This is a genomic window from Fusibacillus kribbianus, assembly GCF_030053595.1.
GTDB lineage: Bacteria > Bacillota > Clostridia > Lachnospirales > Lachnospiraceae > Lientehia > Lientehia kribbiana.
This window is the reverse complement of the sequence record NZ_JASGBQ010000001.1, coordinates 136,618-149,849: the sequence shown is the minus strand read 5'-3', so window position 1 is coordinate 149,849 and position 13,232 is coordinate 136,618. Positions and strand designations below refer to the sequence as shown.

Below are 13,232 nucleotides of genomic sequence, written 5' to 3'. Positions count from 1 at the left end.
AAAAATGAAGGTACTTTTGATCAACGGAAGTCCTCATGAGCAGGGCACAACTTATACGGCATTAAAGAAAGCAGCCGATACGCTGGAAGGCCTCGGTATTGAGGCCGAGATCTTCCATGTGGGAAAACTGGAAACCACCTGCATCGACTGCCGTGTCTGCAAGAAGAAGGGGAATAACCGCTGTGTCTTTGATGATGCAGTGAACCGGGCACTGGAAAAGGCGGAGACTGCTGACGGCTTTATCTTCGGCACGCCGGTCCATTATGCTTCAGCCTCCGGCCTGATGACCGCCTTTATGGACAGAGCCTTCTACGCAGGAAGCGAGCTGTTCCGTTATAAACCGGCAGCGGCTGTGGCATGTGCAAGAAGAGCAGGAACTACGGTTACCGTGGATCAGCTGAATAAGTACATGACGATCACCTGTATGCCCATCGTGGCGTCCCAGTATTGGAACATGGTTCACGGAAACGGAGCCGAGGATGCGGTGAAGGATGAGGAGGGAATGCAGATCATGGAGACCCTCGCAAAGAATATGGCATGGCTGCTTCGCTGTATTGAGGCAGGAAAACAGGTGGGCATCAATCCTCCGCCTATGGAGCCTCAGAAGCGGACAAATTTCATTCGTTGAGTAATAATAAGAAGGCCACGGTATTTTGCATCAGAGTAGGGCTTGTAAGCTTCTCTGAGCCAGATACCGTGGCCGGTTTTTGTGAAAGAATTATTTGTTTTCGTTCTTTGCAATCTCTTCCATTTTCATGGCGCGAACCATGGTGGAGAGGCCGTACAGGTTGATAAAGCCTTCTGCATCGTGGTGATCGTAGAGATCTCCGGTGGTGAAGGAAGCAATGCTCTCATTGTACATGGAGTAGGGAGAGGTGGTTCCCTGCTTGATGATGTTGCCCTTGTAGAGCTTCATCCTGCACTCGCCGGTCACATAGGTCTGAGTGGATTCCACAAAAGCCTGGCAGGCTTCCCGAAGAGGGGAGAACCATTTTGCAGAATAAACCAGATCTGCAAATTTATTGCCCACATCCTTCTTCATGGCCAGAGTTTCCTTGTCGAGGATCAGCTCCTCCAGCTGATCATGAGCTGCCATCAGGATGGTTCCTCCGGGAGTCTCATAGACACCGCGGGATTTCATGCCCACCATACGGTTCTCCACGATATCGACGATGCCGATGCCGTGCTTGCCGCCCAGGGCATTCAATTCGGTGATGATCTCGGACAGCTTCATTTCCTTGCCGTTCAGTGCAACGGGAGTACCTGCCTGGAAGGTGATGGAAACGGTTTCGCCCTCATCGGGAGCTTTCTCCGGAGTCTGGCCGAGAACCAGCATATGATCGTAGTTGGGAGCGCAGGCGGGATCTTCAAGCTCCAGGCCCTCGTGGCTGATATGCCACAGGTTGCGGTCGCGGCTGTAGCTGTTGTCAGCCTTGAAGGGGAGCTTGATGCCGTGCTCTTCACAGTAACGCAGCTCATCCTCACGGGATTTCATATCCCAGATTCGCCAGGGAGCAATGATCTTCAGATGGGGAGCAAGTGCCTTGATGCCCAGCTCGAAACGAACCTGATCGTTGCCCTTTCCGGTAGCACCGTGGCAGATGGCAACAGCGCCTTCCTTCTTGGCAATGTCCACCAGGATCTTGGCGATCAGAGGACGTGCCATGGCAGTGCCCAGCATGTATTTGTGCTCGTATACAGCGCCTGCCTTGATGCAGGGAAGAATGTAGTCATCACAGAATTCATCCACCACATGCTCGATATAAAGCTTGGAAGCGCCGGTGGAAAGAGCACGCTCCTCCAGACCGTCCAGCTCATTGCCCTGCCCTACGTCGATGCATACGCAGATCACTTCATAATCATAGTTTTCCTTCAGCCAGGGAATCAGCACCGATGTATCCAGACCGCCGGAATATGCAAGAATAACTTTTTCTTTCATGATAATATCCTCCTCGTAACGCTTATATGTTTTCTTTTCAGTTATACACGCTCTCGCTGTGTCGCAGGAATAAATATACAACAGATTGTAAAAAAATGCAACCCCAAATTTAAAAAATAAAAAAGTTGTTGCATATTATACAATGATAATGTATAATTATAAATTGTTACCGGCGGAATGAGGAATAGCCGGAACCAGAGAAATTTACGCGGAGGACCGCATAAAAATAACAGAAAGGAATACAGAAATGATTAAAGCAGGAATTATCGGCTCGACCGGATATGCCGGTGCAGAGCTGGCGAGACTCCTTCTGGGACACCCGGAGGCAGAAATCGTATGGTATGGCTCCAGAAGCTATGTGGGACAGGAGTATTCGTCCATATACAGAAACATGTTTCGGATGGTGGATGCCCAGTGCCTCGATGATAATATGGAAGAGCTGGCAAAGGAGGCCGACGTGATCTTTACGGCGACTCCCCAGGGCTTATGTGCTTCCCTTGTCAATGACGGGATCCTGTCTGAGACAAAGATCGTGGATCTGAGCGCGGATTTTCGGATCAAGGATGTGGCGGTATATGAAAAGTGGTACGGTCTGGAGCATAAAAGTCCCCAGTACATTCCGGAAGCGGTTTACGGGCTCTGTGAGATCAACCGGGAGGACGTGAAGAAAGCAAGACTGGTGGCCAATCCCGGCTGCTACACCACCTGCTCGATCCTGACTCTTTACCCGCTGGTAAAAGAGGGACTGGTGGATGTTTCTTCTATTATAATTGATGCAAAGTCCGGAACCTCCGGCGCAGGAAGAGGAGCTAAGGTTCCGAACCTGTTCTGTGAGGTCAATGAAAGCATGAAGGCTTACGGCGTGGCAAGCCACAGACATACGCCGGAGATCGAAGAGCAGCTTGGCTATGCCTGCGGACAGCCAGTGCTTTTGAACTTTACTCCGCACCTGGTTCCCATGAACCGCGGAATTCTGGCAACCACCTATGCAAATCTGAAAACGCATGTGACCTGGGAAGAGGTTAAGGCAGCTTATGATAAGTATTATGAGAATGAGTTCTTTGTGAGAGTGCTGCCGGAGGGTGTTTATCCGGAGACCAGATGGGTTGAGGGCAGCAACTTTGTGGATATCGGCTTCAAGATCGATGAGCGGACAGGGCGGATCATTGCCATCGGTGCACTGGATAACCTGGTAAAGGGGGCAGCAGGACAGGCAGTACAGAACATGAACCTGCTGTTTGGATTAAAAGAGAATATGGGACTGACACAGGTTCCCATGTTCCCGTAACGCAGAATCAAAAGGAGGATCATACAGTATGAAGAAAATTGACGGCGGCGTGACAGCGCCGAAGGGATTTAAAGCGGCCGGTCTTTATGCCGGGATCAAAAAAGGCGGTAAGAAGGACATGGCCATGGTATACAGCGAGGTTCCCTGCAGGGCGGCCGGTGTGTTTACCACGAATGTGGTGAAGGCAGCTCCCGTAAAATGGGATCATGAGGTGGTATATGAAAGTGAGTTTGCACAGGCCGTTGTGGTCAACAGCGGTGTGGCAAACGCCTGCACGGGAATCGAGGGATACAACTGCTGTAAGGAGATGGCGGCAGAGGCCGGAAAGGTTCTCGGTGTGCCCGGCGATGCGGTTCTGGTGGCTTCCACCGGAGTTATCGGTGCGCAGCTTCCCATGGATATCATAGGGAGCGGAATCGGAAAGCTGGCTCCGCTCCTCGGAAGCAGCAGAGAGGATGCCCATCTGGCGGCAGAGGCCATTATGACCACGGATACGAAGCCAAAGGAAGTGGCTTTTGAGACGGTGCTGGGCGGAAAAACGGTGACTGTGGCCGGCATGTGCAAGGGCTCCGGCATGATCCATCCCAATATGGCAACCATGCTCTGCTTCGTCATGACAGACGCAGCCATTTCCCATGACATGCTCCAGAAGGCACTGAGCGATGATGTGGAGGATACCTTCAACATGATTTCCGTGGACGGAGATACTTCTACCAATGACAGTGTGCTCTTAATGGCAAACGGCCTGGCCGGAAATAAAGAGATCACCGAAGCAGACGAGGATTACAGGGAGTTCTGTGCGGTACTCCATGAGGTTATGACGGAGCTTTCCAAGAAGATCGCCGGAGACGGTGAGGGTGCGACCTGCCTCTTTGAGGTTAAGGTACTGGGTGCCGATACAAAGGAAAATGCAAAGATCCTTGCCAAGTCGGTGGTAACCTCCAGTCTGACGAAGGCAGCTATTTACGGTCATGATGCAAACTGGGGACGGATCCTCTGTGCACTGGGCTACTCCGGTGTGAAGTTTGACCCGGAGAAGGTAGATATCTGGTTCGAGAGCGCTGCCGGAAAGCTGAAGATCGTGGAGAACGGCGTTTCTACCGGATACAGTGAGGAGGAGGCCACAAAGATCCTTTCTGAGGAAGCGGTTACAGCCATTGCCGATATGAAGATGGGCAGTGCCGGAGCCACGGCATGGGGCTGCGATCTGACCTATGATTATGTAAAGATCAACGCGGATTATCGTTCCTGATAGACAAAACGAAGCCCTTTGTGTTATACTGTTGGACAGTATTTTGAAAGGGGTTTGTAAGTATGAACCGAGAAAAATTTTCTTCAAGACTGGGATTTATCCTGATCTCCGCAGGCTGTGCCATCGGCCTGGGAAATGTATGGAGATTTCCCTACATCACCGGAAAATATGGCGGAGCGGCCTTTGTTCTGTTCTATATTTTCTTCCTGCTGATCCTGGGAATGCCCATCATGGTGGCAGAGCTGGCGGTCGGCCGGGCAAGCCAGAAAAGTCTGGCGAGGTCCTTTGACACACTGGAGCCGAAGGGCTCCAAATGGCATGTATATAAGTGGTTCGGAATCGCAGGAAACTATCTGCTGATGATGTTCTACACCACCATCGCCGGCTGGATGCTGTATTATATGGTAAAAATGGCAGCAGGAAAGTTCAACGGTCTTAATGCAGAAGAGATTGGAACGGCTTTCGGTGCCATGACCCAGAATCCCGGCGTGATGACCCTGTTTATGGTGATCGTGGTGGTACTGTGCTTCGGTGTCTGCGCCATGGGACTTCAGAAGGGCGTGGAGCGGATCACAAAGGTCATGATGATCTGCCTGCTGTTTATGATGCTGATTCTGGCAGTCAATTCGGTTGCCTTAAAGGGAGCCGGCGAGGGTCTGAAATTTTATCTGCTTCCTGATTTTTCCAAGGTACAGGAAAACGGGATCTGGAATGTGCTGTATGCGGCCATGGGTCAGTCATTCTTTACGCTGAGCCTGGGAATCGGAGCCCTTGCGATCTTTGGAAGCTATATTGGAAAAGAGCGCAGACTGACCGGTGAGGCAGTGAGCATCATGGCACTGGATACCTTTGTGGCACTGGTTGCCGGACTGATTATCTTCCCGGCCTGCTTTGCCTACGGTGTGGATCCGGGAGAAGGCCCCAGCTTGATCTTTGTGACCCTGCCTAATGTATTTAACGCCATGCCTTTGGGACAGCTCTGGGGCACACTCTTCTTTGTTTTCATGTTTTTTGCCGCAGCCTCCACGGTCATTGCGGTATTTGAAAATATTATTTCATTTGCGGTGGATCTGACGGGATGCACGAGAAAGAAGGCAGTTCTTGTAAATATGATCGCCATCATCGTGCTGTCCGTGCCCTGCGTGCTGGGCTTCAACCTCTGGAGCGGCTTTATGCCCCTGGGAGCCGGCAGCAACGTGCTGGATCTGGAGGATTTTATCGTAAGCAACAATCTTCTGCCTCTGGGCAGCCTGGTGTATCTGCTGTTCTGCGTGACCAGATACGGCTGGGGCTGGAAAAAGTTCCAGGCAGAAGCAAACGAAGGAATAGGAATCAAGTTCCCCGGCTGGCTGCGGGTGTACTGTAAGTATATCCTGCCGCTGATCGTACTCTTCATCTTTGTGTGGGGATATCTTGCAAAGTTTGTACTGTAAAGCACGGAGCCGCCGGCTTTACAGGAAAGAGAAAAGAAAACGCCGGGAACGACCGGAAAGGATAAAAAGAAATGGAAATGGATTCACTGATCATGCACAAGGCGGAGGTGCTTATCGAGGCACTTCCTTATATCCAGCGGTTTAACCGCAAGATCATCGTTGTCAAGTACGGCGGAAGCGCTATGGTGGATGAAAAACTGAAGATGAATGTCATCAAGGATGTGGTTCTGTTAAAGCTGGTCGGCTTTAAGCCCATCATCGTTCACGGCGGCGGCAAGGAGATTAGCTCCTGGGTCAAGAAGATCGGCATGGAGCCGAGATTTGTCAACGGACTCCGCGTAACAGATGAGCCGACCATGGAGCTGGCGGAGATGGTTTTAAACCGTGTAAATAAGAGCCTGGTGCAGCTGGTTCAGGAGCTTGGTGTGAAGGCGGTCGGAATCAGCGGCAAGGATGGCGGCCTGCTGAACGTGGAGAAGAAGCTTTCCGACGGACAGGATATCGGCTATGTGGGAAACATTAAAAAGGTGAATCCGGAGCTTTTATTTGATCTTCTGGAGAAGGATTTCCTTCCCATTGTGTGTCCCATCGGATATGATGATAATTTTGACAGCTATAATATCAATGCCGATGATGCGGCCTGTGCCATTGCCAAGGCGGTCAAGGCCGAGAAGCTGGCGTTCTTAACGGATGTGGAGGGCGTTTACCGGGACTTCAATGACAAGTCCAGCCTGATTTCGGAGCTGACATTGGAGGACGCGGAGAAGTTTATTGCCGAAGGCAATGCCGGCGGCGGTATGCTTCCCAAGCTGAAGAACTGCATTGATGCGCTGCAGGAGGGAGTTTCCAGAGTCCATATCCTGGACGGACGGATTCCACACTGCCTGCTTCTGGAAATCTTTACCAACAAGGGTATCGGAACAGCGATTTTAAAGAGCGGAGAGGAGCGTTATTATCATGAAGTCTAAGGAATATATAGACCGTGGCGAACAGGTACTTTTACATACCTACAACCGGACACCGATCGTGTTTGATCATGGCGAGGGTGTTTACCTCTATGATGTGGAGGGAAAGAAATATCTGGATTTTGCGGCAGGAATCGCCGTATTCGGCCTGGGCTATCATAACGAGAAGTTTGACAATGCCGTGAAGGCACAGGTGGACAAGCTGGTCCACACATCCAACCTGTATTATAACGTTCCTGCCATTGAGGCAGCAGAAAAGCTGGTGAAGGCAACCGGACTGAACCGGGTATTCTTTACCAACAGCGGTACCGAGGCCATTGAGGGCGCTATCAAGACCGCCAGAAAATATGCCATTAAAAAAGACGGGAAAACGGATCATGAGATCATTGCCATGAACCATTCATTCCACGGACGGAGCATGGGCGCCCTTTCCGTGACGGGAAATCCCCATTATCAGGAGGATTTCCGTCCACTGATCGGCGGAATCAAGTTTGCTGATTACAACGATCTGGACAGTGTGAAGGCACTGATCAATGAGAAGACCTGCGCCATTATTCTGGAGCCGATCCAGGGCGAGGGCGGGATTTATCCGGCCGATCCGAAGTTCTTAAAGGGTGTACGGGCCCTTTGCGACGAGCATGACATGCTCCTGATCTTCGATGAAATCCAGTGCGGCATGGGCCGCAGCGGCAAGATGTTCGCCAGTGAATATGCAGGCGTAAAGCCTGATGTGATGACTGTGGCAAAGGCGCTCGGAAACGGACTTCCCATCGGAGCCTTTGTGACAAATGAGAAGGCCGCAGTTCTGGTTCCCGGCGATCATGGCAGCACCTACGGCGGAAATCCGCTGGTATGTGCGGCAGCCAGCAAGGTGTTTGATCTTTTTGAGGAGGAACATATTCTGGAAAATGTCAATGAGATGGGCACTTATCTCTGGGAACGTCTGGAAGAAGTAAAGGCAAACTATTCAATGGTGAAGGATCACCGCGGAAAGGGCCTGATCCAGGGCCTGGAGTTTACGGAAAATCCGGCCGCCATTGCCAAGGCAGTGATCAGCAGGGGCGTGATCCTGATCACCGCTGAAAACAATGTGATCCGGTTTGTCCCTCCGCTGGTGATCAAAAAAGAGCATGTGGATGAGATGATCAAGGCGCTGGAAGAAAGCCTGGATGAAGTGAAGTAAAATAGATAAAACATGAAAAAGGCTGCTGAGTTGTTGAGAGAGATCCTGACAGCTCAGCAGTTTTTGACGTTTTAGACAAATATGGGATAATCGGACTGGGAAAAACAGAAAAAATGATGAGTGAGAAAGAATCAGATTGCATAACAGGACAAAGACTATTATAATTTTAAGTATTAAGTGTGATGTGCAGTGGGAGGCTCTATGGCAATTGATAAAATCAGGCAGTTTTATAATGAAATGTTTCAGGCAGAGAAAAAGGTCGCTGATTATGTGCTGGAGAACCAGGGACAGGCAGTGAATATGAGCATTGCGGAGCTGGCGAAAGCCAGCGGGACCAGCGATGCTACGATCATCCGAATGTGTCGTCATATCGGCTACAGCGGATTTTACCAGATGAAGATCAGCCTGGCTTCGGATCTGGGAAAGGTTTCGGCCAGAGATGAGGTAAATGGAGAACGTGGGCCGCAGGATTCGGTGAGCTTTTTTAATATGCTGTCCAAGAATATTGCAGATGTATCGCGGAGCATCGATACGGAAAGCTTGCTGACTTGTGCAAGGCTGATTACGAAGGCCAATACGGTGTATATGTCGGCGTGGGGCAATACGGGAGAGATTGCAGCAGATTTTGCCCACCGTCTTGCGAGAAGCGGGATTAAAAGCTTTATGTCGGATATGCCAGAGTATGCAATGCGGAGCCTGGGACTTGGAGACAGTGCTGATGTACTTGTGGCGATCAGCCATTCGGGAAGCTCAATCCATGTGATCCAGGCTATGAAGCTGGCAAAAGAGCTAGGCATTCCGACGATCCTGATCACCAATACGCCGCAGTCGGAAGCTGAAAAGCTGGCAGATCATCTGCTTTGTACCTCCGTAAAGGAACAGCCATTTCATGACTTCGGTGGTGACTCCCATCTGCTGGAGCTGGCCGTAGTAGATGCGCTTCTGTATTTTGCCGGACGGAAAGGCGGAAAGTCTGGAAAGGGAGACAAAACAGAGATGTTGATGTCGGATTCAAAGCTGTAAAAAAGAAGGGCCGGAAGAAGACGGAAAGAAATTATAAATAACAAAGAGGTGGAGACCGTTTGTAGGGAATGAGTCAGATTCCCTGCAGACGGTCTTTTTGCTTCGTAGGAAAGTGAGTCCTATGAAACCAAAACACTCCGCGGGGATCTCGCTACAGCGGACAGCGGATAAATAAAATATGATACAAAGTATTACTTTATGCTCGGGGGGGGGGGTAAAAAGAAAAACTCCACTCATGGAGCTGGAAATAAAGTTTTGCTTCATAAATGCTTGACAAACTCCATGACAAAGTGTACAATGAAACCATCAAAAAAAGATAAAAAACATAAAAACTCACAAAAATGTAATAAAAACAAAATAATACGTGAAGTTGAAGAAGTGAGACTTCGCGAATGAAGAAAAACTTCGTGAAGTTTAGCTTCTTAAAAGGAGGAAAACTTGACACTGGATACAATCAGAAGCTGTTACAGTGAAATGTTTCAGGCAGAGAAAAAGGTTGCTGATTATATCCTGAAGCATCCGGAGGAGGTTGTTGAATTGAATATTGCGGAGCTGGCAAAACGAAGTGAGACCAGCGATGCAACCGTAATTCGGATGTGCCGTCATGTGGGCTACAGCGGATTTTACCAGATGAAGATCAGCTTGGCTTCGGAACTTTTGGGAAAACAGAAGAAGGATGTACAGAGCGAGCAGGGGAGCCTGAAAGAATTTTTTGATAAGGTTTCCAGGGACATTCGGGAAGCTGCGGAAAAGATGGATCAGGACATTGTGAAACGATGTGTGAATCTTCTTGCGGAAGCAGAAACCGTATATCTGATTGCATGGGGGAATACTGGAGAGATTGCCGCAGATTTTGCACATCGACTTACAAGACTGGGAATCAAGAGTTTTGTGTCTGATGTGCCGGAATACGCAATCCGAAGTGTCGGTCTTTCCGGAAAACGTGATGTCATGGTGGCAATCAGCCATTCTGGGGAAGCGATTCATGTGATACAGGCGTTGAGACTGGCACGGGAGATTGGAATGGAGACAATCCTGATTACAGATACCAGACAATCAGATGCCGCACGAGAAGCAGGCTATGTCCTTTGTACAGAATCATGAGATCATCCATTCCAGGATCTGGGAGGAGCTTCCCATGTGATGGAACTTCTGGTAGTCGATGCGCTGCTGTATTTACTGAAGGATAAGGAAACAATGAAGGACAAGGGAGACAGGACGGAGTTTCTGCTCTCAAGATATAAACAGTAGAAGAAACGGAGAGAAAGGAGAATCCGCTGATGGAGGGATATTTCATTGGAATTGACGTTGGAGGGACCAATGTAAAACTGATGATCATGGACGAAGAAAAACAGGTGGTTGCGAAAACACAAATTCCGACAAAGGCGGAACGCGGATATGAAGCAGTCAGCGATGATATGATCGAAACCCTTGACCGGATGTTTGAAAAAAATGGGATCCGAGAGCCGAAAATTCAAGCACTGGCCATGGGACTGCCGGGAACGGTAGACCGTAAGGCCGGTGAAACCGTCTATCTGGCAAAACTCCGCTGGGATGGATTCAATCCGGCCAAAAAGCTGGGAGAATATTACCGGGCACCGTATTTCATAGAAAATGACGCGAATATCAATGCGCTCGGCGAATATGCCTTCGGAGAAAGCGGAAAAGAAAATCTGCTGCTTCTGACGCTTGGAACCGGAGTCGGAGGCGGAATTATTATCAACGGAAAGATCTTTGGCGGGGCAGAAAACATGGCCGGAGAGTTCGGACATATGATGGTCCAGACCGAGGGTGGAGATATCTGCCTCTGCGGAAGAAGGGGACATCTGGAGGCCTACTGTTCCGGAACAGCAATGATGAGAGATGCCCTGGAGATGATGAAGAACCGGAGGAAGACGATCCTTCATCAGTATGTAAAAGAGAATGAGGGAGTTTATGACAACAGTATGGTAACGAGAGGCGCGAAGGAAGGAGATGCAACCTGCAGGGAAATCCTGAATCGGTTTATTTCTTATCTGGCGGCGGGAATATCAACGCTGATGATGTTGTTTAATCCGGAGGTCGTGTTGATCGGAGGAGGTGTTTCCAATGCGGGAGATCTTCTGATCGAACCGTTAAACCAGAAATGCAGAGAGATGGTTCTTTCGGAACGGTCTTACTGTCCAGTGATCCGGACAAGTCTCGGATCGGAGGCAGGAATGTACGGTGCATGTGCACTGGCAATGCAGGCAGTGAAGGAAGGCGTCTGAAGCAGAGAGGAAGAGGTGGAGCTATGAATCCGATTAAAGAGGTCCTGAAAAGACAAAGAGGGATTGCTTCCTACTGTACTTCCAATGAATTGGTATTGGAAGCGTGTATGGAGGAAGCCGGAAAGGATGGATATGTACTGGTGGAGGCAACGGCCAATCAGGTTAATCAGTTCGGCGGCTATACCGGAATGAATGCAGCTGACTTTGTAAAATATGCCGAGCGGATCGCGGAGCGGAGTAACCTTCCGAAGGGAAAGCTGCTTCTGGGGGGGGACCATCTGGGACCGCTTGTATGGAGCAGCGAACCAGAGGAAACGGCTATGGAAAAGGCAGAACAGCTTGTTCGGGAATTTGTTCAGGCCGGTTTTCAGAAAATTCATCTGGATACAAGCATGAGACTGGGAGATGATGATTCGTCCAAGCCGCTTTCTACGGAGACTATTGCAAAACGGGGTGTCCGGTTATACCGGGCAGCTATGGATGGCTTTGAGGAACGGAAGCGGCAGGATCCGAAAGCAGAGCTGCCAGTGTTCATTATCGGAAGTGAGGTGCCGATTCCGGGCGGAAGCCAGGAAGCAGAGGAATCGGTGCAGGTAACGAAACCGGAGGCTTTTGAGGAAACCGTAGAGGTTTATAAGCGGGTATTTGATAAGGCCGGTTTTACGGATGCGTTTGAACATATTATTGCAGTGGTGGTTCAGCCTGGTGTGGAGTTTGGAGACAGTAGCGTCTGTGAGTATGATCGGGGAAAAGCCGAAAAGCTGACAAAAGCTCTTCAGAACCATCCAGGATTCATCTTTGAAGGTCATTCGACTGATTATCAGAAAGAAACATCTCTTCGGGAAATGGCGGAAGATGGAATTGCTATTCTGAAGGTTGGACCGGCCTTGACCTTTGCACTTAGGGAGGGATTATTCCAGCTTGAGGCAATGGAAAAGGAGCTGTATCCGGAGTATCAGTGTTCTCATTTTTCGATGATCCTGGAGCAGGTTATGCTGGAGCAGCCCGGAAACTGGAAAAAACATTATAACGGAACCGAGGAAGAAAAGCATCTGGCGAGAAAGTACAGCTATTCCGATCGGTGCAGATATTATATTGGAGATGAACGGGTCGGACAGGCAATGGAGCATCTGTTCCGAAATCTGGATAATAAGACACCGTCCGATTCCATGCTCCACCAGTATATGCCGGAGCAGTACCGCATGGTACGGGATGGCACACTACCCAGAGAAGCGAAGGCGCTGGCGAAGGCGGCAGTGCGCCAGGTGGTCGCGGAGTATCAGAAAAGTGTGGGGGCACGGAATTAGAAAACAGGAGGAGAAGGATGGAACTGGAAAAACGGTATAAGGAGCTGACAGAGGCGATTGCAGAAGAACACAGAAGAGTGTTTGAACTGTTGGATATGAACGAACTTCGGGCGGCCATGGAAGCAATCGAAAAGGCAAAAAACATTTTCGTTTTTGCAGCCGGGCGGGAAGGAATTTCCCTTCGAGGATTTGCCATGAGACTGGCACATCTCGGAAAAAATGTTCACTGGGTGTTTGATGATACAACGGTCGGGATCCGGCCGGGAGATTTATACATTACCTCTGAGGGCTTCGGAGAAGTCGGATCGTTTACCTATTATCTTCAGAAAGTGAAAGCAGCTGGAGGAAGAATCCTTACCTTTAACGGAAATCCGGACGGAAAGCATATTAAAGAGTATGCCGATATTTCTGTGTTCGTGCGGGCAACAGCATATCTGGCCGGAAGAACCGATGTGATTCCTACTGTTCAGATGATGGGAAATCAGTACGAACAGCATTTATATATGTTGTGTGATGTGATCATTATGCTTCTGGTGGAGGATCTTGGCCTTACTTATGACGATCTGGAAGCAAGACACAGAAATGTGGAGTAG

At 49.6% G+C, this 13,232-nt stretch carries 12 protein-coding genes; 11 read left to right on the top strand and 1 reads right to left on the bottom strand.

Annotation, left to right across the window (positions count from 1 at the left end):
* Positions 1 to 4 precede the first annotated feature (4 nt).
* Positions 5 to 628 (top strand): flavodoxin family protein, encoded by a 624-nt coding sequence (locus tag QJ036_RS00735; protein ID WP_283229513.1) that lies wholly within the window; start codon positions 5 to 7, stop codon positions 626 to 628.
* Positions 629 to 718: 90 nt separating this feature from the next.
* Here QJ036_RS00735 and QJ036_RS00730 read toward each other — a convergent pair whose 3' ends face one another.
* Positions 719 to 1,939 (bottom strand): argininosuccinate synthase, encoded by a 1,221-nt coding sequence (locus QJ036_RS00730; RefSeq protein ID WP_283229512.1) that lies wholly within the window; start codon positions 1,937 to 1,939, stop codon positions 719 to 721.
* Positions 1,940 to 2,186: 247 nt separating this feature from the next.
* Between QJ036_RS00730 and argC the strand changes: the two genes are divergently transcribed.
* The 10 genes from argC (at position 2,187) to QJ036_RS00680 (ending at position 13,232) form a co-directional block, all read left to right on the top strand.
* Positions 2,187 to 3,227 carry an N-acetyl-gamma-glutamyl-phosphate reductase gene (gene argC / locus QJ036_RS00725; protein ID WP_283229511.1) on the top strand — a complete coding sequence of 347 codons (1,041 nt, stop codon included), beginning with the start codon at positions 2,187 to 2,189 and terminating at the stop codon, positions 3,225 to 3,227.
* Positions 3,228 to 3,255: 28 nt separating this feature from the next.
* The gene (gene argJ / locus QJ036_RS00720) at positions 3,256 to 4,479 is read left to right on the top strand and encodes a bifunctional glutamate N-acetyltransferase/amino-acid acetyltransferase ArgJ (RefSeq protein WP_283229510.1); all 1,224 of its coding nucleotides are present in this window, start codon (positions 3,256 to 3,258) and stop codon (positions 4,477 to 4,479) included.
* Between the two features lie 62 nt (positions 4,480 to 4,541).
* On the top strand, positions 4,542 to 5,912 hold the full coding sequence (locus tag QJ036_RS00715) for a sodium-dependent transporter (RefSeq protein WP_283229509.1): 1,371 nt from the start codon (positions 4,542 to 4,544) through the stop codon (positions 5,910 to 5,912).
* A gap of 71 nt (positions 5,913 to 5,983) precedes the next feature.
* Entirely contained in the window at positions 5,984 to 6,880 is an 897-nt protein-coding gene (gene argB, locus QJ036_RS00710; protein ID WP_283229508.1) for an acetylglutamate kinase, read from the top strand.
* Complete coding sequence (locus tag QJ036_RS00705; RefSeq protein WP_283229507.1) at positions 6,870 to 8,060, top strand: aspartate aminotransferase family protein; 1,191 nt, start codon at positions 6,870 to 6,872, stop codon at positions 8,058 to 8,060. Before argB ends, QJ036_RS00705 begins: the two co-directional genes overlap by 11 nt.
* Before the next feature lie 201 nt (positions 8,061 to 8,261).
* Entirely contained in the window at positions 8,262 to 9,083 is an 822-nt protein-coding gene (locus QJ036_RS00700) for a MurR/RpiR family transcriptional regulator (RefSeq protein WP_283229506.1), read from the top strand.
* A 438-nt stretch (positions 9,084 to 9,521) separates the two neighbouring features.
* Positions 9,522 to 10,187: a MurR/RpiR family transcriptional regulator gene (locus tag QJ036_RS00695; RefSeq protein ID WP_283229505.1), complete on the top strand. Its 666-nt coding sequence runs from the start codon at positions 9,522 to 9,524 to the stop codon at positions 10,185 to 10,187.
* Between the two features lie 176 nt (positions 10,188 to 10,363).
* The gene (locus QJ036_RS00690) at positions 10,364 to 11,332 is read left to right on the top strand and encodes an ROK family protein (RefSeq protein WP_283229504.1); all 969 of its coding nucleotides are present in this window, start codon (positions 10,364 to 10,366) and stop codon (positions 11,330 to 11,332) included.
* Between the two features lie 23 nt (positions 11,333 to 11,355).
* Positions 11,356 to 12,639, top strand: coding sequence for a class II D-tagatose-bisphosphate aldolase, non-catalytic subunit (locus tag QJ036_RS00685; protein ID WP_283229503.1), 1,284 nt, complete (start codon positions 11,356 to 11,358; stop codon positions 12,637 to 12,639).
* 17 nt (positions 12,640 to 12,656) lie between these two features.
* Entirely contained in the window at positions 12,657 to 13,232 is a 576-nt protein-coding gene (locus tag QJ036_RS00680; RefSeq protein ID WP_283229502.1) for a phosphoheptose isomerase family protein, read from the top strand.

Bases quoted from the DNA above. Each gene is read 5' to 3' on its own strand.
- QJ036_RS00715 (WP_283229509.1), top strand. From the start codon at position 4,542: ATGAACCGAGAAAAATTTTCTTCAAGACTGGGATTTATCCTGATCTCC.
- QJ036_RS00735 (WP_283229513.1), top strand. From the start codon at position 5: ATGAAGGTACTTTTGATCAACGGAAGTCCTCATGAGCAGGGCACAACT.
- QJ036_RS00690 (WP_283229504.1), top strand. From the start codon at position 10,364: ATGGAGGGATATTTCATTGGAATTGACGTTGGAGGGACCAATGTAAAA.
- QJ036_RS00700 (WP_283229506.1), top strand. From the start codon at position 8,262: ATGGCAATTGATAAAATCAGGCAGTTTTATAATGAAATGTTTCAGGCA.
- QJ036_RS00705 (WP_283229507.1), top strand. From the start codon at position 6,870: ATGAAGTCTAAGGAATATATAGACCGTGGCGAACAGGTACTTTTACAT.
- argJ (WP_283229510.1), top strand. From the start codon at position 3,256: ATGAAGAAAATTGACGGCGGCGTGACAGCGCCGAAGGGATTTAAAGCG.
- QJ036_RS00730 (WP_283229512.1), bottom strand. From the start codon at position 1,939: ATGAAAGAAAAAGTTATTCTTGCATATTCCGGCGGTCTGGATACATCG.
- argB (WP_283229508.1), top strand. From the start codon at position 5,984: ATGGAAATGGATTCACTGATCATGCACAAGGCGGAGGTGCTTATCGAG.
- QJ036_RS00680 (WP_283229502.1), top strand. From the start codon at position 12,657: ATGGAACTGGAAAAACGGTATAAGGAGCTGACAGAGGCGATTGCAGAA.
- argC (WP_283229511.1), top strand. From the start codon at position 2,187: ATGATTAAAGCAGGAATTATCGGCTCGACCGGATATGCCGGTGCAGAG.
- QJ036_RS00685 (WP_283229503.1), top strand. From the start codon at position 11,356: ATGAATCCGATTAAAGAGGTCCTGAAAAGACAAAGAGGGATTGCTTCC.